The sequence below is a fragment of the Pseudonocardia sp. EC080619-01 genome (assembly GCF_001420995.1).
In the GTDB taxonomy this organism is placed as follows: domain Bacteria; phylum Actinomycetota; class Actinomycetes; order Mycobacteriales; family Pseudonocardiaceae; genus Pseudonocardia.
Window position 1 is genome coordinate 4,725,456 of sequence record NZ_CP012184.1, and the last position, 19,032, is coordinate 4,744,487.

Genomic DNA, 19,032 nt, shown 5'->3' on the forward strand with positions numbered 1-19,032 from the left:
TCGCGGGGCCGGGCCGTCCGGGGTCGCGGGGCCTCAGACGACCTCGTTCAGCTTCCCGGTCGCGACGTCGAAGACGAAGCCGCGGACCGAGTCCTTCCGCGGGACGAACGGGTTGGCCGTGATCCGGGCGATCGACTGGCGGACGTCGCCGTCGAGGTCGGGAAAGGCCTCGGCGGCCCACTCCGGCTTGATCCCGGTGTCGTCCTGGACGGACTTCTTGAAGTCGTCGTCGGTGAAGGTCAGCATCCCGCAGTCGGTGTGGTGGATGAGGATGATCTCCTCGGTCCCCAGCAGCCGCTGGCTGATGGCCAGCGAGCGGATCTCGTCGTCGGTGACGACACCGCCGGCGTTGCGGATGACGTGCGCCTCGCCCTCGTTCAGGCCGAGGATGCGGTAGACGTCCAGCCGGGCGTCCATGCAGGCGACGACGGCGACCTTCTTCGCCGGCGGGAGGGGCAGCGGGCCGGAGAAGCTCTCGGCGTAGCGGGCGTTGTTCGCGAGCAGATCGTCGGTGACGGACACGGTGGCTCCCTGACGGTGGGTCGGTGATCGCGGGCGTCGTGCCCGCGGACCTGGGCACGGGGACGGCCGCGCCGCGACCCGGGAGTCGGTGCCGGGGTCGCTACGCGGCCCACCGACAGAGCTCGTCGAACGCGGTGATGCGACGGCTGGGCCAGAACGGTTCGAGCCGGGTGCGCATCACCGCATGATTCGATCGCGGACCGCCGCCGCCGGGCAAGCGCGCGTCCGCACGGTGGTACGGCGGCGGCCGTGTCCGGACACGGCCGCCGTCGCACCGGGGTCCCGGTCCGGGTCAGCCCTCCGGGAACGCGAAGAACTCGAGCGCGATGTTGTCCGGGTCGCGGAACGAGAGCCCGCTGCCGTAGTGCCCCTTCTTGACGCCGCCGTGCGCGATGCCCAGGTCGGTCAGCTTCTGCGCCCACTGTTCCAGCTCGGCCTGCGAGCCGACGGCGAACCCGACGTGGTCCAGGCCGGTGCGCTCCTCGTCGAAGGAGTCCTTCGACTCGCGCCCCTGGTGGGTGTGCAGGCCGAACAGCATGCCGCCGTCCAGCGCGAAGACGGTGTGGTGGAAGCGGCCGCCCTCCTCGTCCTCGACCAGTACCGGATCGGCGCCGAACAGGGCCGAGTACCACTTCGTGCTGCGCTCGATGTCGCCCACGGTCAGCGCGACGTGCTGCAGTCCGGGGAAAGCCACGATGAAGCTCCCTTGCTCCTTGCGTGCAGGTATCCGCACCTGTCTATCAGTGGTGTCCCGGCACCGGCCCCTCCGAGCGGACGGGCTCAGGGCGGCGGGAGCTCCGGACGGCCCAGGGGCGAACGGTCGCCCTCCCAGCCCCAGCGCGACACCCTGTCGGACCGGACGTCGTAGGCGTCGACGGCGAGGTCCGTGTCGATCCGGGTGACCCGCCCCCAGTCGTCCTGCTCGGGGTCGTCGGCGGTGTCGACCCGGGTGCCGATCACCGACTCGGTGGTGGTCCGGCGCATCGCGGCGAAGCTGCCCCCGGCGGCGCCGGTGAAGGAGACGTCGAGGGCGAACCCGAGCGACGACGGCCCCAGCACCAGATAGCGGGGCGTCTGCACCAGCCCGGCCCGCACCGCCGGCAGGTCCCGCAGGCAGGGTGCCGACCAGAGGATGGACCAGTCGACGTAGACGGGGCCGTCGGCGTCGCGCAGCATCGGCACCACCGGTGCCGGCTCGACCAGCCGCGGCGCCGCGACGGCGACCCAGCCGCCGGCGTCGGTGGTGTCGTCGACCGCGTGCACGCGGACCCGGTCGGTCCCCTCCGGCAGCTCGCCGACGGTGACGCGCACCCCGCGCCACCCCGGCCGGTCCAGCGGGGTGGCCTCCTCGACCCGCTCGGACGGGTAGTCGGCGCGGGCGTCGTCGGACGTCGCGGTGTCGTCGAGCGGCAGCGCGCCGTCCGGCTCCGCGGACCCGGCCCGGGCGTACTCGAGCTCGACGACGTTGCCCTGACCGGTCCGCCCGGCCACGTCGACCGTCAGCTCCCGGTCCGGTGGTCCCGCCGGGACGGAGTACCAGCGGCTGGTGAGCTCGCCGGTCGTCCCCGGGCCGCCGTCGCGGCTGCCCCAGCCGGTGCCGCCGTCCGGCGGGGGCTGCGGCCACCCGCCGCCCTCGGTGAACCCCGTCAGGGTGTCCTCGCCGCCCGCGGCCGCGAGCGCGCCGCCGTCCCGCGGGACGGTCACGTGGTCGAGGATCCCGCAGCCGCCGCGGCCGGTGAGCTCGTCCCACATCTGGGCGCCGACCGAGTAGCCGCCGTCCTGCCGCAGGGGTGCGACGGCGAGCGAGCCGACCACCACGGCGACCCCGGTGACCAGCGCGGTCACCACGACACCGGCGGGCAGCATCGCCGCCGCCCGCGGCACGGGCCGGACCGCGAGGAGCGTCCCGGCGAGCACGAGCACCGCCACGAGCAGCCAGACGGCGGGGGAGTCCAGCGGCTCGAACGGCCCGTCGAGCCGCGGGACGCCCCACCCCGACCACAGGAACCAGTCGTTGCGCCCGGCGAACACCAGCGCCGTCAGCACGACCGCCGCGACGGTGCCGGCCGCGGCGGCGCCCCGCACCGTCGCGTCGGCGGGCCTGCGCGCGGCCGCGACGACCAGCGCCACCCCCGCGACGACGGCGAGCGCCCCGACCCCGGCGAGCGTGCCGAAGTAGTGCGTCCACTTCGACGGCGACGGCGTGAGCAGCACGAACCCCAGCGCGACGCCGACCAGCGGCACCGGCGTCCGGCGCAGTCCCGCGGTCCACCGGTGCGCGCCGCGCGCGACCAGGGGCAGCGCGGCCACGAGCAGCGCGATCGTCAGCAGCACCGGGAGCCGGCGGCCCAGCCCGCCCTGCTCGTTGTCGAACCCGAGCAGGTACTCCCACCGGCGGATCTCGGAGAACCAGGCGACAGCGGGCCCGTAGAACGCGTGCATCTCCGTCGCTCGTGCCACCGTGTAGAAGCTCTGCCCGGTGAACACGACGACCGCGCCCGCCGCCGCGATCCCGGCCGCCGCGACCGTCGCGGCGGCCCCGGTGAGGGTCGCGGCGCGCGGGCCGGGCCCGCCGCGCCCGGCGAACCGCCGCCACAGGGCCGGGACCAGCAGCAACAGTGGCCCGGCGAGGGTCAGCGCCGACGGCGTCACCGCCAGCGCCAGCCCGGACGCCAGCGCCGCGCCCGACGTCCAGAGCCCGGCCCGGCCACCCGGCCGGGCGACCGCCCGCAGTGCGCAGCACAGGGCGGCCGTGACGGCCAGCGCCGCGAACGGCTCCGGACGGACCCCCAGGTTCAGCGGGAGCCACCACGCCAGCAACGCGACGACGAGCGTGCCGCGCACCCACGCCCGGCGGTGCAGGCGGGGCAGCACGGCGGGCAGCGCCACCCGGGACAGCAGCAGCCACACCGCGATCCCGGCCAGCACCGACGGGACCCGCAGCCCGAGCGGGCCCACCCCGGCGCCGGCCAGCGCCTGGACCATCCGGATCACCAGCGTGTACGGCGCCTCGGACGCGTTGCCCCAGCGGTAGACGTTCCCGAAGTCGTCGCCCGTGGTGTTGCGGGCGATGGCCTCGGTGAACCCGTCGTCGGTGCTCAGTGGGCCGATCACGGTCCAGACCGCGAGCGTGCCCACGACCAGGACGTCGGCGACGGTCCGCCCCGCCCCGGACGGAGTCCGCAGCGCCGCGAGCCGGGCCCGCCACAACCGCCATGCACCTCGGTGCCGGCGGAGACGGTCCCCGGCGAGCCGGGCGAGCAGGACCAGCGCGGTGGCCGCGGACGCCCACTGCAGGCCGAGCAGGACCAGCTTCGTCCCGGTCGGGGCGGCCTCGAACCAGTTGGCGGTGCGGGCGGTGACCTGCAGGCCCTCGGCGTCCGCCGGGGCCAGGTCGGTGGTGAAGGCCGCGACGGTCCGGACGACGTCGCCGGGGAACGTCCGCGGTGCGGCGTCGCCGAGGGTGACCCGGGCGCCGCCGGCGTCGGCGGTGAGCAGCACGCCACAGGCATCGCCGCCGGGTATCGGCTCGCGCACCAGTTCCCGGCCCCCGGCCTGCACCCGGACGTCACCGCCGTCGGTCAGCACGGTGAACCCGGTCCCGGGTGTGCCCGGCCGCTCGGTGGACACCACGGTCGTCGCCCCGCCCCGGTCCTGCGCGGCACGCAGCACCGGGCAGGGCACCGTCACCCGCACCGACTCGGGCGCGGTGGGCTGGAACGCCGCCGTCGTCGACGACGGCAGCTCGCCGGCCTGCGGCCAGGTGACCGTCGTGTCCCGGGTCTCGACCGGCGCGAACGGCACGAGGGCGGCGAGCACCACGGCCAGGACGCCGGACAGGAGGGTGGCCAGGACGAGCGCGCGCGACGGCGGCCGGCCGTGGCCGGGGCGGTCGGTGGGGGACGGGCTGGTCATCGTCTTCCGGGTCGGCGTCGTCGGTGTCCGCGGGCGGGGCGGCATGATCCACCGTGCCCGGGCGGGGCCGGGTCCGCACGACGGCGCGGGCCCGGGGCGGAGTGCCCCGGACCCGCGCCGTCGCCGGACCGGTGGATCAGCCCGCCTTCGGCATCAGGACCTTGTCGATCACGAACACGGTGGCGTTCGCGGTGGGGATGTTGCCGCACAGGACGTTGGCGGTGTTGCCCTGCCCGTCGGTGACGGTCGGGGCCTCCGGCGTGCCGCCGATGGTGAGGTCACCACCCGCCAGCTCGGTCACGGTCTTCTTCTGCACCAGGCCCGCGGCGTCCAGGCGCTCCGGGGTGACGTGGTAGCTGAGCAGGCCCTGCAGCTGGTCGGTGTCGGCCAGCAGCGCGTCGAACTTCTCCTCGCCCAGCTGCTGCTGGACGGCGGTGAAGGCGTCGTTCGCCGGGGCGAAGACGGTGATCGCCTGCTGCTGGTTCAGGGTGTCGGCCAGGCCCGGGACCTTCCCGACCGCCGTGACCAGGGTGGTGAGCAGCGGGTTGGTGCCCGCCGCGGTCGCGACGGGCTGCGGGCCCATCGAGTCGAGCGAGCCCGGCTCGTCGCCCTGCGGCAGCTGCCCGCAGGCCGGGCCGACGACGTCGTCGTTGGTGGTGACACCGTCCGCCGCCGGTGCGGCCGCGGCCGACGAGGACGGGGCGGGGGCCGCCGGGGCGGCCGGCTCCGCGCCACCACCGCACGCGGCGAGACCGAGGGACAGGGTGGCGAGCAGGCCGACGGTGGCCAGGGTGCGGGTGGCGCGCATCTGTCGATTCCTTTCGAATGCCGACGGCGTGGCCGCCGTCGCTGGTCGGTGAGTTGTTCGGTGTCCCCAGGTGCTCCGGTTCGGTTTCCCCGGACAATCCTCCGAAGATTTTGCGGAGGAATTCCCGGCGGTTCCGGAAAAGGGCACGGCGGATCCGGGAAACGACGGGAACGGGTTCCTGTCGCGGTTCAGCCGACGGAGACGATCACCATCGGCCTGCCGGTCGCGCCGTCCGGGATCGGGTCGGCGCGGACCTCGGTCTGGGTGCGGCCGTCCCGGTCGGTGGCGCGCGCGGTGAGGGTGTGGCTGCCGGGGGCGAGATCGAGCTCGGCCCGCCACATCCGCCAGGTGGCGGGTCCGACCTCGGTGGCGAGCTCGGCCGGGACCCACGGCCCGTCGTCGGCCCGGACCTCGACGCCCGCGACCCCGACCGGCTGCGCCCAGGCGACGCCCGCGACCTGCACCCGGCCCGGCGCGAGCCGGGCGAACCCGGCGGGCGCGTCGATCCGGCACTGGGTCTTGATCGGGGCGCGCTCGGCCCAGCCGCGGTCGCGCCAGTAGACGCTGCGCTCGGCGAACGTGGTGAGCTCGATGTCGGCGAGCCACTTGGTGGCCGAGACGTAGCCGTAGAGGCCGGGCACCACCATCCGCACCGGGAACCCGTGCTCGACGGGCAGCGCCTCCCCGTTCATGCCCAGTGCCAGCAGCGCGCCGCGGCCGGGTTCGAGGACGGTGCCGGTCGGGGTGCCCGCGGTCCAGCCGTCGCGGCTGGTGGACACGATCTGGTCTGCGCCGGGCTCGACCCCCGCCTCGCGCAGCAGCGGGGCCAGCTCGACGCCGACGAAGTTCGCCGTGGAGACGAGGTTCCCGCCGACGGTGTTGGAGACGCAGGTCATCGTGATCGTGCGCTCGACCAGTGGCCGGGAGAGCAGGTCCTCGACGGTCAGGGTGAGCTCACGCCGCACCCGGCCGTGGATCCGCAGTGTCCACTCCTCGGCGCGGACCGCGGGGATCTGCAGCGACACGTCGATCCGGTAGAAGTCGACGTTCGGGGTGAGGAAGGGGCCCGTGCCGAGCTCCGGGAACGCCGCGGACGCGGGGATCGCCGGCGCCCGCTCCGCGAACCGGGCCGCGGCGAGCCTGCGCGTCAGCGCCTCGCGGGAGCCGGCGATGCCGCGTCCGGTCGACGCGAGGACCGCCCCCGCGCCGCCGGCCGCGAGAGAACCGGCGAGCACGGCCGCGGACGCACCGGCCAGCACCGTACGACGGCCGACCCGGTGACCGGGACCGCCGGGGGCCGTCGTCGCGGCCGCGGCGCGGGCGAGGCGGTGCAGGCCGCGCTGCACGACGACGCCGGCGACCAGCGCGGCCACCGGGGCGGCGACATCGGCGGGCCGCAGCGCCGGGGCGGTCAGCACGGCCGCGAGCGCGGTGACCGCCGCCGTCCCGGCGGCGGGACGCCGGCGGGCGGCGAGCCCGGCGACCGCGCCGGCGACCACCAGCAGGACCCCGACACCGGCGAGGAGGACGGGCTTGTCGGCCGTGCCGAAGACGGACTTCCCGAACTCGACGACCGGCTGCGGGGACAGCCGGACGACGGCGTCACCGACCGAGACGAACGGGGACGACGACGGCGACAGAGTACCGGCCGTGAGATGCCCGGCCGCGACGGCCGCGACGATCCCGAGCAGTTCCACCGCGATCGCGACGGACCGGCCGAGAACGGGTGTGTCCCCGTTCACCCGCTCCAGTTCTCCGGTCTGCACGCCGGTTGTTCGGAATTCCCCGCCCGATCGGTTCGGGTGTTCTTCCGGGTGACCCCGTTCTCAGCCGAGGCCGAGCTGTGCGCCCTCCGTGCCGAGCTCCGCGGGGGCGGGCTCCTCCGGTGCCGGGGCCGGTGCCGGGACGGGCAGCGTGGTGTCGGCGCCGAGTCCCTTCTCCGCCGCCGAGGTGCGGACGGCGTCGACGACCAGCATCAGCGCCGCGCGGCGCGCCGAGCCGGTCCGGTAGGCGAGGGATACCGTGCGGGTGAGCGTGTCCCCGAGCGCGACGACGTCGACCCCCGGGGGACGCAGCGCGAGCCCGAGGTCGGTCACCAGCGTCACGCCCAGGCCGGCGGCGACCATCGCCATCGCGGTCGCCTGTTCCTCGACCTCGTGGTCGATCCGCGGCCGGAAACCGGCGGCCTGGAAGGCGAGCCGTACCGCGTGCCCGAAGTGCGAGCGTGCCGGGGACACGATCCACGGGTGCTCGGCGAGCTCGGCGAGCGTCACGCTGGCCGTCGGCACCGCACCGGCGGGGACCGCCGCGTAGAGCCGCTCGACCGCGATCACCGCCCGCTCCAGGCCCTTGTCCCAGGTCATCGGGTAGTTCGAGTAGTCGATGACGAACGACAGGTCGAGCTCGCCGTCGCGGACCGCGGCCGCCGTCTCCTCCGGGGCGAGCTCGCGGGTGCGTACCTCGACTCCCGGATGGGTCCGGGCCAGCGCGGTGAGTGCGTCGGGGAGCAGGCCGGACGCCACCGACGCCCACACCCCGGCTGTGAGCTGGACCCGGCGCCCGCGGCGCTCGAACAGCCTGGTCCCGACGTCGCGTTCGAGCTGCGCGAGCTGCTGGGACACCGCGGACGCGGTGTAGTGCAGGGCCGTCGCGGCGGCGGTGATCGTCCCCCGCCGGTGCAGCTCACGCAGCATCCGCAGGCGCGGCAGCGACAGGTCCATGGCGGCGAGCCTAGGCGTTGTGCAGGAACGGTGAACACCGCCGTGAATGATCCGTAAATGGACGCCGGGCGGGATCCGGCCCCAGGCTGGCCCCACCGGCACGGCAGGCCGCCGACCGGGTGGACGACGAGGTCCGGACAGGCGATGACGTGGCCGGCGTCCACCCCTCGGTGGCGGCGGTGACCGGTAGAGCACGACGAGGAGGTGGGTCGCCATGACGACGATGCAGAACCCGGCCGGAGGCACCCCGCAGGTTGCCGCGCAGACCGTTCCGGCCGCCGGTGTCCCGGCTCCGGCCGTCGCCCCCGCGATCCGCCGTTCCGAGCCCTACATGCGGCTGCAGTGGAACGACTCGGTCACCGGCGCCGTCGGCTACCTCGTGGTGCACACCCTGCGGGCGGGGCTCGCCACCGGCGGCACCCGGATGCGCGCCGGCTGCACGCTGAGCGAGGTCGAGGACCTGGCCCGCGGCATGGCCAACAAGACCGCCACCTTCGACCTGCCGATCGGCGGGGCCAAGGGCGGCATCGACTTCGACCCCAAGGACCCGCGGGCCGTCGAGGTGCTCGAGCGCTTCTGCGAGGCCATGCGCCCGTGGATCGACGCGCACTGGGTCACCGCGGAGGACCTGGGCGTCCCGCAGCACCTGATCGACGAGGTCTTCGAGCGGCTCGGCCTGGGCCAGAGCTACCACGCCGCGATCAGCCGGGCGGCCGACCCGGCCGCCACCCTGGAGCGTGTCCGCACCGGTCTGACCGCGAAGGTCGAGGGCGGCTTCGAGCTCGGGGACGTGATCGGCGGGTACGGCGTCGCGCACGCCTGTCTCGCCGCCGCCGTGTCCTGGGGCCAGATCCCCGCCGAGACCACCGTCGCGATCCAGGGCGTCGGCACGATGGGCGGCGCGGCCGCCTACTACCTGCACGAGGCCGGGGTGAAGGTCACCACGGTGGCCGACGCCGCGGGCACCCTGCACTGCGCGGACGGCCTGGACGTCCCGGTGCTGCTGGACCTCCGCGACGGCTACGGCGAGATCGACCGGACCCGGCTGCCCGCCGGCGTGGAGCAGCTGCCGCGGCCCGCGATCCTGGCCGCCGACGCCGACATCCTCGTCCCGGCCGCGATCTCCTACGCGATCACGCCGGACAACTCGTTCGACGTCCGGGCGCGGGTGGTCGTCGAGGCCGCGAACGCCGCCACCACGCCGGAGGCCGAGGCCATGCTGGCCGCCCGGGGCGTGCCGGTGCTGCCGGACTTCGTCGCCAACGCCGGTGCGGTCGCCTGGGCCTGGTGGCTGCTGCTGGGCGAGGTCGACGACGTCCCGGAGAACTCGTTCGACCGGCTCCGCACGGTGATGCACAGCAAGGTCGCGCAGCTGCTCACGGCCTGGGCCGACGAGGGCGTCACCCCCCGCGAGTCCGGGCACCGCTGGGCCGACGACCCGGCGCCGACCACCGGGCCGGTCGTCGTCCCCTGAGCGGCGACCGCTCCACGACGAGCGTCACGACGGCCCGGACCCCACGGTCCGGGCCGTCGTGCGTGCGGGATCCGGCGGTTCAGCGCAGACCGTCCCGGGCGACCCGGGCGAGGAAGGACCGCGTGGTCTGCTCGACGACGGGGCGGAACTCGATCCAGCGCATCCGGGCGTCGACCTCGAACCGGGCCCGGACGGCGTCGTCGGCGCTGTACAGCAGGCGGCCGGCCTCGGCGACCCGCCCCCGCAGCTCCAGACCCGCACGGGCGAGGTCGACGACGTCGACCCGGGTACCGAGCACCGCCGCGAGATCCGCCGCGAGCCGCTCGGTGGCGTCGAGGGAGAGGTCGTCGCGTCCGAACAACACCGCGACGTCGTGATCGCTGTCGGGCCGGGCACGCCCTCGGCGCGCGACCCGAACAGGTAGGCCACCGTCACGTCGTGCGCGGCGAGGACCGCGTCGAGGCCGGTGGGGTCAGCCCGCGCGGTCCTGCCGGCTGCGCTCGTCGCGGTGCAGCTCGTCGTGCCGCAGGCGCTCGGTGACGTGCTGCTCGGAGCGCCGCGCCTCCCGCGTCGCGGCGGCCGCACCGACCGGGTAGCCGGCCTTCATCACCCGCGTCTCGCACGCCTCGACGGTGTAGACGGCCGAGTAGAAGTAGCCGATCAGGGCGCCCGACACGATCGCGCCCAGCCGCACCCAGGGCGGGCCGGGGACGACCAGGTACAGCACGACCAGCAGCGGGAGCAGCTGGACGGTCGTGCGGGCGAGGTGGCGCAGCACCCAGGTGCGGCAGGTGACGTCGTGCAGGACCCACCGGTGGTGCCGCTCGGGCAGGCGGGCACCGAAGGCGTAGGCCAGCCAGCGGAGGGGATTCGGACGTCGCATCTCGGAGTCCATGTTAGGTGACCCTCACTTCCATGGCCACGTGACCTGTCACGCCCCCGGGTGGCGGACGAGGTGGGCGACGAGGTCGGTCGCCGCGCGGGGACTCCCCGCCGGGGCGACGGTCACCCCGTCCGGTCCCGGCACGGGCTCCGGCAGCGGGTGGCCGCTCCGGGCCCCGGCGAGCAGGTCCCGGACCCGCTGTCCCGCCCGATGGTAGAACTCCAGCTGCACCGCGCGCCCGAACAGCCCGAAACCCAGGCGGTAGAACGGGTTCGGGATCCGGGCGGGCCGGGAGAAGGCGCGGATGACGAACTCCACCTCGCCGTCCGCCAGGTCCTTCACCACCTCGTAGGTGAGCCGGCCGCGTTCGAGGTGCCCGTCGAGCGTCTCGTAGGTCCAGCCCCAGATCCGCTTCCCGTCGCGGGTGGTGTCGACGACGTCCGTCACCCGGACGCCCAGGTGGAACCGCAGCGGCCCGAACCGGCCCTCCAGCAGCATGTCCCGGCCGAGCAGCGGGTCGGCCGGGCGGAACACGCCGCGCAGCCGGTGGTGGTCGGTGAACTGGTAGCCGCGCACCACGGCGCACGCCCGTTCCCAGTCGCCGTCGGGAACGGGGTCGCCGGGCGGCTCGGAGCCGACGAGGGCGCGGCCGTGGTCGACGTGCCAGCGCCGGTCCGACGCGGTGACCGGCGCGTCGGCCGCGTCGAAGTTCACCGCGCGGGCGGCGAGGCCGTCGAGGTCGGCGCGGCGGCGCTCGGGATCGGGACGGTTCCTGCGCACGCCGCTCAGGACCGCCGCTCCTCACGCCGCATCGAGTCGCCGATCATCCACAGCATCGACGGCCACAACCCCACGAACACCGCCCGCCGCTCGGCGTTGCCGCGCTCGTCCTGGTCGACCGTCTTGGCGCGCAACCACAACCCGATGGACAGCCCCACCGAGCCGAGCGAGATCCACTGCAGGTGCGCGCCGCGCAACCCGCTCCGGCGCACCACCGATCCGACCGTCATGTCCGGAAGGTTCCCCGCCCGCGGGCCGGGTACACCCCGGTGCGATGACGAACCCGACGCACACCCGCACCCCACCGGTGACCGGCGACCGGCGCTCCCGGCGGGTCGCCGCGCTCGCCCGGTGGCCGGTGGCACTCGTCCTGGTGTCCTGGCGGTACTTCTGGCGGACCACGCCGGTCCACCGCAGCGACGTCGTGGGGGACCGGTCCGACCTGCCACCGCCGGCTCCCCACGGCGCCGGCGACGAGCGTGTCCAGCGCCCCGAGGACGGGCGCGGCACGTTGCTGCACCGTCGCTACTCGGTCCGGATCCGGGGCTCCTCGCTGGGCCCGGAACAGCTGATGGAGCGGCTCGCGGCGAACCACGACCGGTGGTCGCCGGAGTTCGCGGTGTTCCGCCGCACCCGCGGCACGCCCGGCCGGACGGCCGTCGGTGACGAGTTCCTCATCCGGATGCCCGGCCCCTGGGACGGACCGGTCCGGGTGTGCGCCGCCGACCCGACGAGCTTCACGTTCGTCACCCTGCGCGGGCACCTCGAGGCCGGCCGGATCACGTTCGCCGTGCGGAGCGACGGCGACCGGCTGGTCTTCTCGATCGAGTCCTGGGCGCGGCCCGGGGACCGGCTCTCGCACCTGCTCTACAACCACCTCCGGGTGGCGAAGGAGGTGCAGCTCAACATGTGGACGCACGCCTGCATCCGCGCCGCGGCGCTGGCCGGGGGACGCCCGGACGGCGGCGTGACCGTGCGGACGCGGCGGTTCGGGGCTCGTCGTGGGTGATCACGCACGGCAGACTCGGCGGGCATGAGCACCGTCGCTTCCGAGTTCACCGAGATCGCCTACGACGTCGAGGACCGGGTCGCCACGATCACCCTGGACCGCCCGGACCGGCTCAACGCCTTCACCGCGACGATGGCCCGCGAGCTGATCGCCGCCTACGACCTCGCCGACGCCGACGACGGGGTCCGCGCGATCGTCCTGACCGGCCGCGGCCGCGGGTTCTGCGCCGGTGCCGACCTGGGCCGCGGCGGAGCGTCGTTCGACGCGAACGACCCGCAGCGCGCCGCGGACCGGGCCCGGGTCGGCCGGATCGGCGACGTGCCGCGCGACGGCGGCGGCACCGTCACGATGCGGATGGCCTCGCTGCGGACACCGGTGATCGCCGCCGTCAACGGCCCGGCCGTCGGGATCGGGGCGACGATGACGCTGCCCGCCGACATCCGGCTGGCCGCGTCGTCGGCGCGGTTCGGGTTCGTCTTCGCCCGCCGCGGCCTGGTGCCGGAGGCGGCGTCGAGCTGGTTCCTGCCCAGGATCGTCGGGATCTCGCAGGCGATGGAGTGGGCCGCGACCGGCCGGGTGTTCGACGCCGCCGAGGCGCACGCCGGCGGGCTGGTGTCCCGCGTCGTCGACGACGGCGAGCTCCTGGCCACGGCACGGGCCATCGCCACCGAGATCGCGGAGAACACGTCCGCGGTGTCGGTCGCGCTGACCCGCCAGCTGCTGTGGGGGATGCTCGGCGCGCCGAGCCCGTGGGACGCGCACCGCGCCGACTCCGCGGCCATCCACCACCTCGGCCAGGGCCGCGACGCCGCCGAGGGGGTCGTGTCGTTCCTGGAGAAGCGGCCGCCGGAGTTCCCGGCGACCGTGACGGAGGACTACCCGGACCACGTCGTCGAGCCCTGGCCCGGCCGGCCCGGCGACCTGACGGACTGAAACCCCGGTGCGTGGCCGCCACGGCCCGGCTAACGTCCGGGCCGTGGCAGCCTTCATGCGCCTGCGCGTCGCCTGACGGCGGCGCCCAGCACCTCTCCGCGGCACCGCCGTCCCCGCAGCCGGTCCTGTACCCCTGCCGGGCGGCGCCCTCTCGCGCGCGTCCGGCTCCCCACCCGGGAGCCCCCGTTGACGACCCGTCGCACCCGTCCCACCCCGCTCGGCCGGCACGAGCACGGCCAGAACTTCCTCGCCGATCCCGCCGTCCCGGCCGCGCTGGCCGCGGTCGCCGCCGGCTGGCCGCCGCGCCCGCTCCTCGAGCTCGGCGCGGGCGACGGCGCCCTCACCGCCGCCCTGCTCGACCTCGGCCGGCCGGTCACCGCGGTCGAGCTGGACCCGTACCGGGCTTCCCGGCTGGGGGAGCGGTTCGGCACCGCCGTCGACGTCCGCCACGGCGACCTCGTCCGGGAGCCGCTGGGCCGCGCGGTCGACGTCGTCTCCAACGTCCCGTACGCGCTCACCACCCCGCTGCTGCGCCGGCTCCTCGCGGCGCCGCGGTGGGGGCACGCGCTGCTCCTGTTGCAGTGGGAGGTCGCCCGCAAGCGGGCCGCGGTCGGGGGCACGACGGCGCTGACCGCGCGCTGGTGGCCCTGGTACGAGTTCCGGCTGCACGGGCGGGTGCCCGCGCGGTCGTTCCGGCCCGTCCCGTCGGTGGACGGCGGGATCCTGGAGATCGCCCGCCGGGACCGGCCGCTGGTGGACGGTCCGGCGGGGGGATACCAGCGTCTCGTCGACGCGGTGTTCGGCGGGCGCGGCCGCGGGGTCGTCGACGTCGTCGGGCGGCGGTACGGGCGGCGGGTCGCCCGCGACTGGGCCGCCACGTGCGGGATCGGCGCCCGCGCGCTGCCCCGCGACCTGGGCGTCGCCGCCTGGGCCGACCTGCACGCCCGTACCCGCGACGGGGCCCCGCCGTCACGCCACACCCGGTGAGCCGCACGCGGTGCTGCTCACTCTCCGTTGCGCCGGAGGTGTCCGGTCTGTTCGGCTGGGCCCTGTGGAGCGCACGGAGCTGACCCGCAGGCGGTGGCTGGACCACGGCCGCCTGTCGTCGCACGCCTGTCGCTGACGCCGCGTCGTCACCATCCAGCCCCCGGGCCGTCTCCCGGCCGGGGCCCTCCCACCTCCCGGCAGGTCACCCGTGTCCAGCACGTCCGCACGTCCCGGTGCGTCCCCGCGCCGCGCCGCCGTCGCCAGCCTCATCGGCACCACCATCGAGTGGTACGACTTCTACCTCTACGCCACCGCCGCCGCGCTGGTCTTCGCGCCGCTGTTCTTCACCGACGTCGATCCCGCGGCCGGCGTGCTCGCGTCGTTCGCGACCTACGCCGCCGGGTTCGGTGCGCGGCCGATCGGTGCCGTCGTCGCGGGGCACCTCGGGGACCGGGTCGGACGCCGGTCGGTGCTGGTGGGGTCGCTGGTCCTGATGGGCGCGGCGACCACGCTGATCGGGCTGCTGCCCACCTACCCGACGGCGGGGCTGCTCGCCCCGGTCCTGCTCGTCGTGCTGCGGCTGGTCCAGGGGCTCGCCGTCGGTGCCGAGTGGGCCGGTGCGGTGCTGATGGCCGTCGAGCACGCCGACGGCGAGCAGCACGCCCGCCGCCGCGGCTTCTACGGCAGCTTCCCGCAGATCGGGTCGTCGGCGGGGATGCTGCTCGCGTCCGGTGTGTACGCGTCGGTGCTCGCGATCGCCGGGAAGGAGGCGTTCCTCGCCGGTGCCTGGCGGATCCCGTTCCTGCTCAGCTTCGTGCTGGTGATCGTCGGCCTCGCGATCCGGCTGACCCTGGCCGACCCGGCCGTGTTCACCGCCGCCCGCGACTCCGGCACGCTGTCCCGCCGCCCGGTGCTGGAGGTGCTGCGCACCGACTGGCGGACCGTGCTGCTGACGATCGGCAGCCGGATCGCGCAGAACTCCGTCTACATCCTGGCGACGACGTTCGCGCTGACCTACCTCGCGCAGGGCACCGACGCCGCCGAGAGCGCCGGGCTGACCGCCGTGATCATCGCGTCGGCGATCGGGCTGTTCTCGACTCCGCTCTGGGCGATGCTCTCCGACCGGGTCGGCCGCAAGCCCGTCTACCTGATCGGCGCGATCGGCGCGCCGCTGTTCCTCGGCGGGTTCTTCCTGCTGCTCGACACCGGGTCCACCGTGATGGTCGTGGTCGGCATGGTCGTGCTGGTGAACCTGTTCCACGACGCGATGTACGGCCCGCAGGCCGCCTGGTACGGCGAGCTGTTCGACACCCGGCTCCGCTACAGCGGCGCCTCGCTCGGCTACCAGATCGGGTCGGTGATCGGCGGGACGACGCCGCTGGTCGCGACCGCGCTGCTGCTGGCGGGCGACGGGCGCCCGTGGCTGATCTGGGGGTACTTCGGGCTGCTGTTCGCGCTCTGCATCGGCTCGACGGTCCTGCTGCCCGAGACCCACCGGGCCGGTCTGCGCCGTGATGAGAGGGTCGCCGCATGACCGGCCGCATCCTGCTGAACGCCTTCGACATGGCCTGTGTGGGCCACCAGTCCGCCGGACTCTGGCGGCACCCGTCCGACGAGGGGTACCGCTACACCGACCTGGAGCACTGGACGTCGCTGGCGACGATGCTGGAGGAGGGCGGGTTCGACGCACTGTTCCTCGCCGACGTCCTCGGTGTGTACGACGTCTACGGCGGGTCCCGGGACGCCGCCGTCCGTGCGGCCGCGCAGGTCCCGCTGGCCGACCCGCTGCTGCTGGTCCCGGCGATGGCGGGGGTGACGTCGCGGCTCGGGTTCGGGGTGACGGTCTCGGTCGCCTACGAGCACCCGTACGCGCTGGCCCGCCGGTTCGCCACCCTCGACCACCTCACCCGCGGCCGGGTCGCGTGGAACGTCGTGACGTCCTACCTGGACTCCGCGGCACGCAACCTCGGCCGGTCCGGGCAGATCCCGCACGACGAGCGCTACGAGCTCGCGGAGGAGTTCCTGGAGGTCTGCTACAAGCTGTGGGAGGGCTCCTGGGCCGACGACGCCGTCGTCCGGGACGCGGAGCGGGGCGTGTTCACCGAGCCGGACCGGGTGCACGACATCGCGCACCACGGCCGCTGGTTCGACGTGCCCGGTGCGTTCCTGACCGAGCCGTCTCCGCAGCGCACCCCGGTCATCTTCCAGGCAGGCGCCTCGCCACGGGGTGCCCGCTTCGCCGGGACGCACGCCGAGGCCGTGTTCGTGTCCGGGCCATCGCCCGCCGTGGTGCGGCGCTCGGTGGACGCCGTCCGCGCCGAGGCCGAGCGGGCGGGCCGGGACCCACGGTCGGTGAAGGTCTTCGGGATGCTCACGGCGATCGCGGGGGAGACCGACGACGCGGCGCACGCCACCCTGCGCGAGTACCTGGAGCTGACCGACCCGCAGGCGGCGCTGGCGCTGTTCGGCGGCTGGTCCGGTGTGGACCTGTCCGGTGCGGAGCCGGGCCAGAAGCTGGAGTACGTGCAGACCGAGTCGACCCGGTCCGCGCTGGCGTCCTTCACCGGCCCGGACCGGGACTGGACGGTCTCCGAGCTCGCGGAGTTCATCACCGTCGGCGGGCGCGGACCGGTCGTCGTCGGGTCCGGGGCGACGGTGGCCGACGAGCTGGAGCGGTGGGCGGACGAGGCCGACCTCGACGGCTTCAACCTCGCCTACGCGGTCACCCCGGGCACCATGCGCGACATCGTCACCCACGTCGTGCCGGAGCTGCGCCGCCGCGGCCGGATGCCCGCCGCGGCCGACGCCGGCGGCCCGACCCTGCGCGAGCGCTACGGCACCGGCGACGGCGCCCGGCTCGCGGGGGACCACCCGGGTGCGGGGTACCGCAAGCTCTGAACCCGTGCCCCGGTGAGCGCGGTCGCAGCCGGCCACGGGCGGACTACCCACGGCCGGGTGAAATGCGGACACGGCTCCACCGTTCCCCGCACCCGGCATGATCATCTCGACCCCGTCGGAACGGCGATCGGGGGGAGCGGTCATGTCGGGTCGGGTGGGTCACCGGAGCTCCGGGGCACTGACGGCGGTCGCGCTCGCCGCGCTGGTCCCCGTCCTCGCCGCCCCGGTCGCGCCGGCCCCGGCACCCGCCGGTGCCGCGCTCGCCGCCCCGGCCGCGGTCCCCGGGCAGACCCACGGCACCCACCGGGCCGCCGGATCCGCCGGCACTGACGGGAGCACCGTGCGCCCCGCCGCCGCGCCCGCACCCGCCGCGCCCGCGCCGGTGCCGGGCCCGGAGGCGGCGCCCGCGCCGCGCCCCGCAGCCCCCGCCGTCACCCACCGCGAGGAGCGGATCGACACCCCGGCCGGCCCGGTGACCACCGACGTCGTCGTCGCCGACCTGCGGCGCGACGGCGTGCGGGCCACCCTCCTGACCGGTGCGACCGTCGGTGACCGCTCCGACGTGCCCGCACACGCCGCGCGCGGTGGCGCCCTCGCCGCCGTCAACGGGGACTTCTTCGACCTCTCGCGCAGCAACGCCCCGGCCGGGCCGTCGGTGCGTGACGGCACGCTCCTGACCTCGGCCGTCCCGCCCGGCCGCCGGCTCGCTCCGGCCGTGCCGGGCAGCGAGCCGGGCGACGTGCTCGCCGTCGACGCGGGCGGGACCCCGCGGATCGACCGCGTCACCCTCGCCGCCTCGGTCACCGGCCCGGACGGGCCGCTGACGATCCGCACCCTGAACGCCTACGCCGTCCCCGTCGGCGGCATCGGCCTGTTCACCTCCGACTGGAACGGCGACCGCAACGCGGCCCTGTGCGGCAGCGACACCGACCGCGACGCGCCGTGCGCCCCGGACCGGATCGAGGTGGTGGTCCGCGACGGCGCCGTCGCCGAGGTCCGCCCGCCCGGCGCCGGGCCGGTCCCGCCCGGCGACCGGATCCTCGCCGGTCGCGACGAGGGCGCGGCCGCGCTGCGCGGCCTCGCCGTCGGCGACCGGGTCACGGTCCGTTCGCGCGCCGTCGCCGAGTCGGGTGCGGCGCCCGAGACCGCCGTCGGGGGCAGCCCGATCCTGCGCGACGGCGCCCCCGTCCCCGGCCTCGACACGGCCTCCCGGGACCCGCGCAGCGCCGCCGGGATCACCGGCGACGGCCGGCTCGTGCTCGTCACCACCGACGGGCGTGAGTCCACCAGCGTCGGCACGACCCTCAGCGAGACCGCGGAGCAGCTGCGCCGGGCGGGCGCGGTCGACGGCGTCAACCTCGACGGCGGCGGGTCCTCGACGATGGTGTTCGGCGGGCAGGTCGTGAACCGGCCCTCGGAGGACGCCTACCGGCTGGTGCCGAACGCGCTGGGCATCGTCGCGCCCTCCTGAGCGCCGGGCCCGTCGTCGCAGCGGACCGTCACCGCGAGCATCGCGAACAGCTGCTCGACCAGCCAGCCCCGCAGCCGGTCGCGGTCGGGCTCGCGGTCCGCCTCCAGCCAGGACAGGGCCGATCCCTCGACGAGTGCCACCCAGCCGCGCAGCGTCATCAGCTGCAGCCGGGACGGTCCCGGGACCCCGCCGCGCACGCACAGCAGGTCGACGATGTGGTCCCGGACGCCGTCGACCAGCGCGTCGGTCGCGCCGGTCGAGATCACCGACCCGCTGCGCAGCAGCGCCACGTAGGCGCTGCCGTGACGCTGCACGACGTCGAGGAACACGTCCAGCGCCTCACCGAGCTGCTCGGCGAGCGGCCCGTCGGCGGGCAAGGCGACCCGCTCGATCAGCTCGTCGGCGACGCTGCCCAGCGCCGCGACGTGCAGCTCCTCCATGCTCGAGAAGTAGCGGTAGAACAACGCCCGGGAGACGTCCGCGGCCCGGGTGACGTCCTCGATCGCGACCTCCTCGGGCGACCGGCGGCCGTAGAGGTCCAGCGCGGCGGACACGAGCTGTGCACGCCGGGCCTCGGGCGTCATGCGCCGGGGTGAACGGGTCGGGGTCGTCGCCATCACCCCAGAGGGTAC

The 19,032-nt window shown here is 75.5% G+C and carries 18 protein-coding genes; 7 read left to right on the forward strand and 11 right to left on the reverse strand.

Annotated features, from left to right (window positions below):
- Positions 1–33: 33 nt before the first annotated feature.
- The 6 genes from AD017_RS22185 to AD017_RS22210 form a co-directional block, all read right to left on the reverse strand.
- Positions 34–522, reverse strand: a complete 489-nt coding sequence (locus tag AD017_RS22185) for a carbonic anhydrase (RefSeq protein WP_010232036.1) — start codon at positions 520–522, stop codon at positions 34–36.
- Positions 523–814: 292 nt separating this feature from the next.
- The gene (locus AD017_RS22190) at positions 815–1,216 is read right to left on the reverse strand and encodes a VOC family protein (protein ID WP_010232037.1); all 402 of its coding nucleotides are present in this window, start codon (positions 1,214–1,216) and stop codon (positions 815–817) included.
- Between the two features lie 86 nt (positions 1,217–1,302).
- A complete protein-coding gene (locus tag AD017_RS22195; protein ID WP_060575408.1) occupies positions 1,303–4,437 on the reverse strand; it encodes an arabinosyltransferase domain-containing protein in 3,135 nt (1,044 codons plus the stop codon).
- Between the two features lie 136 nt (positions 4,438–4,573).
- The gene (locus AD017_RS22200; protein WP_060575409.1) at positions 4,574–5,245 is read right to left on the reverse strand and encodes a fasciclin domain-containing protein; all 672 of its coding nucleotides are present in this window, start codon (positions 5,243–5,245) and stop codon (positions 4,574–4,576) included.
- 188 nt (positions 5,246–5,433) lie between these two features.
- Positions 5,434–7,011 carry a molybdopterin-dependent oxidoreductase gene (locus AD017_RS22205; RefSeq protein WP_369821683.1) on the reverse strand — a complete coding sequence of 526 codons (1,578 nt, stop codon included), beginning with the start codon at positions 7,009–7,011 and terminating at the stop codon, positions 5,434–5,436.
- A gap of 60 nt (positions 7,012–7,071) precedes the next feature.
- Entirely contained in the window at positions 7,072–7,965 is an 894-nt protein-coding gene (locus AD017_RS22210; protein ID WP_060575411.1) for a LysR family transcriptional regulator, read from the reverse strand.
- A 214-nt stretch (positions 7,966–8,179) separates the two neighbouring features.
- Here AD017_RS22210 and AD017_RS22215 point away from each other — a divergent pair, with 214 nt between their 5' ends.
- Positions 8,180–9,439 (forward strand): Glu/Leu/Phe/Val dehydrogenase dimerization domain-containing protein, encoded by a 1,260-nt coding sequence (locus AD017_RS22215; protein ID WP_174521761.1) that lies wholly within the window; start codon positions 8,180–8,182, stop codon positions 9,437–9,439.
- Positions 9,440–9,518: 79 nt separating this feature from the next.
- Here AD017_RS22215 and AD017_RS34670 read toward each other — a convergent pair whose 3' ends face one another.
- The 4 genes from AD017_RS34670 to AD017_RS22235 form a co-directional block, all read right to left on the reverse strand.
- Entirely contained in the window at positions 9,519–9,803 is a 285-nt protein-coding gene (locus AD017_RS34670; RefSeq protein WP_060575413.1) for a hypothetical protein, read from the reverse strand.
- Positions 9,804–9,911: 108 nt separating this feature from the next.
- Entirely contained in the window at positions 9,912–10,322 is a 411-nt protein-coding gene (locus AD017_RS22225) for a DUF5313 family protein (RefSeq protein ID WP_139316820.1), read from the reverse strand.
- 48 nt (positions 10,323–10,370) lie between these two features.
- Positions 10,371–11,102, reverse strand: coding sequence for a DUF1990 family protein (locus tag AD017_RS22230; protein ID WP_010226277.1), 732 nt, complete (start codon positions 11,100–11,102; stop codon positions 10,371–10,373).
- Between the two features lie 5 nt (positions 11,103–11,107).
- Positions 11,108–11,332: a hypothetical protein gene (locus AD017_RS22235; protein ID WP_060575415.1), complete on the reverse strand. Its 225-nt coding sequence runs from the start codon at positions 11,330–11,332 to the stop codon at positions 11,108–11,110.
- 44 nt (positions 11,333–11,376) lie between these two features.
- On the opposite strand from AD017_RS22235, the gene AD017_RS22240 reads away from it, so the two are divergent.
- The 6 genes from AD017_RS22240 (at position 11,377) to AD017_RS22265 (ending at position 18,400) form a co-directional block, all read left to right on the forward strand.
- Positions 11,377–12,111, forward strand: a complete 735-nt coding sequence (locus tag AD017_RS22240; RefSeq protein ID WP_060575417.1) for a DUF1990 family protein — start codon at positions 11,377–11,379, stop codon at positions 12,109–12,111.
- Positions 12,112–12,135: 24 nt separating this feature from the next.
- On the forward strand, positions 12,136–13,044 hold the full coding sequence (locus tag AD017_RS22245; RefSeq protein WP_010226274.1) for an enoyl-CoA hydratase-related protein: 909 nt from the start codon (positions 12,136–12,138) through the stop codon (positions 13,042–13,044).
- Positions 13,045–13,230: 186 nt separating this feature from the next.
- Positions 13,231–14,031: an rRNA adenine dimethyltransferase family protein gene (locus AD017_RS22250; protein ID WP_060575418.1), complete on the forward strand. Its 801-nt coding sequence runs from the start codon at positions 13,231–13,233 to the stop codon at positions 14,029–14,031.
- Positions 14,032–14,239: 208 nt separating this feature from the next.
- Positions 14,240–15,565 (forward strand): MFS transporter, encoded by a 1,326-nt coding sequence (locus AD017_RS22255; RefSeq protein ID WP_010226272.1) that lies wholly within the window; start codon positions 14,240–14,242, stop codon positions 15,563–15,565.
- Positions 15,562–16,929, forward strand: a complete 1,368-nt coding sequence (locus tag AD017_RS22260; RefSeq protein WP_060575419.1) for an LLM class flavin-dependent oxidoreductase — start codon at positions 15,562–15,564, stop codon at positions 16,927–16,929. Before AD017_RS22255 ends, AD017_RS22260 begins: the two co-directional genes overlap by 4 nt.
- Before the next feature lie 142 nt (positions 16,930–17,071).
- On the forward strand, positions 17,072–18,400 hold the full coding sequence (locus AD017_RS22265) for a phosphodiester glycosidase family protein (protein ID WP_145982568.1): 1,329 nt from the start codon (positions 17,072–17,074) through the stop codon (positions 18,398–18,400).
- On the opposite strand, the gene AD017_RS22270 is transcribed toward AD017_RS22265, so the two are convergent.
- On the reverse strand, positions 18,355–19,017 hold the full coding sequence (locus AD017_RS22270; RefSeq protein ID WP_227012824.1) for a TetR/AcrR family transcriptional regulator: 663 nt from the start codon (positions 19,015–19,017) through the stop codon (positions 18,355–18,357). The two genes, AD017_RS22265 and AD017_RS22270, sit on opposite strands and share 46 nt — an antisense overlap.
- Positions 19,018–19,032: the final 15 nt, after the last annotated feature.

What these genes read in the sequence shown, in the direction of transcription:
- AD017_RS22195 (WP_060575408.1), bottom strand. Translation starts at nt 4,437, where the DNA reads ATGACCAGCCCGTCCCCCACCGACCGCCCCGGCCACGGCCGGCCGCCG.
- AD017_RS22200 (WP_060575409.1), bottom strand. Translation starts at nt 5,245, where the DNA reads ATGCGCGCCACCCGCACCCTGGCCACCGTCGGCCTGCTCGCCACCCTG.
- AD017_RS22210 (WP_060575411.1), bottom strand. Translation starts at nt 7,965, where the DNA reads ATGGACCTGTCGCTGCCGCGCCTGCGGATGCTGCGTGAGCTGCACCGG.
- AD017_RS22215 (WP_174521761.1), top strand. Translation starts at nt 8,180, where the DNA reads ATGACGACGATGCAGAACCCGGCCGGAGGCACCCCGCAGGTTGCCGCG.
- AD017_RS22225 (WP_139316820.1), bottom strand. Translation starts at nt 10,322, where the DNA reads ATGCGACGTCCGAATCCCCTCCGCTGGCTGGCCTACGCCTTCGGTGCC.
- AD017_RS22235 (WP_060575415.1), bottom strand. Translation starts at nt 11,332, where the DNA reads ATGACGGTCGGATCGGTGGTGCGCCGGAGCGGGTTGCGCGGCGCGCAC.
- AD017_RS22240 (WP_060575417.1), top strand. Translation starts at nt 11,377, where the DNA reads ATGACGAACCCGACGCACACCCGCACCCCACCGGTGACCGGCGACCGG.
- AD017_RS22245 (WP_010226274.1), top strand. Translation starts at nt 12,136, where the DNA reads ATGAGCACCGTCGCTTCCGAGTTCACCGAGATCGCCTACGACGTCGAG.
- AD017_RS22260 (WP_060575419.1), top strand. Translation starts at nt 15,562, where the DNA reads ATGACCGGCCGCATCCTGCTGAACGCCTTCGACATGGCCTGTGTGGGC.
- AD017_RS22265 (WP_145982568.1), top strand. Translation starts at nt 17,072, where the DNA reads ATGTCGGGTCGGGTGGGTCACCGGAGCTCCGGGGCACTGACGGCGGTC.
- AD017_RS22270 (WP_227012824.1), bottom strand. Translation starts at nt 19,017, where the DNA reads ATGGCGACGACCCCGACCCGTTCACCCCGGCGCATGACGCCCGAGGCC.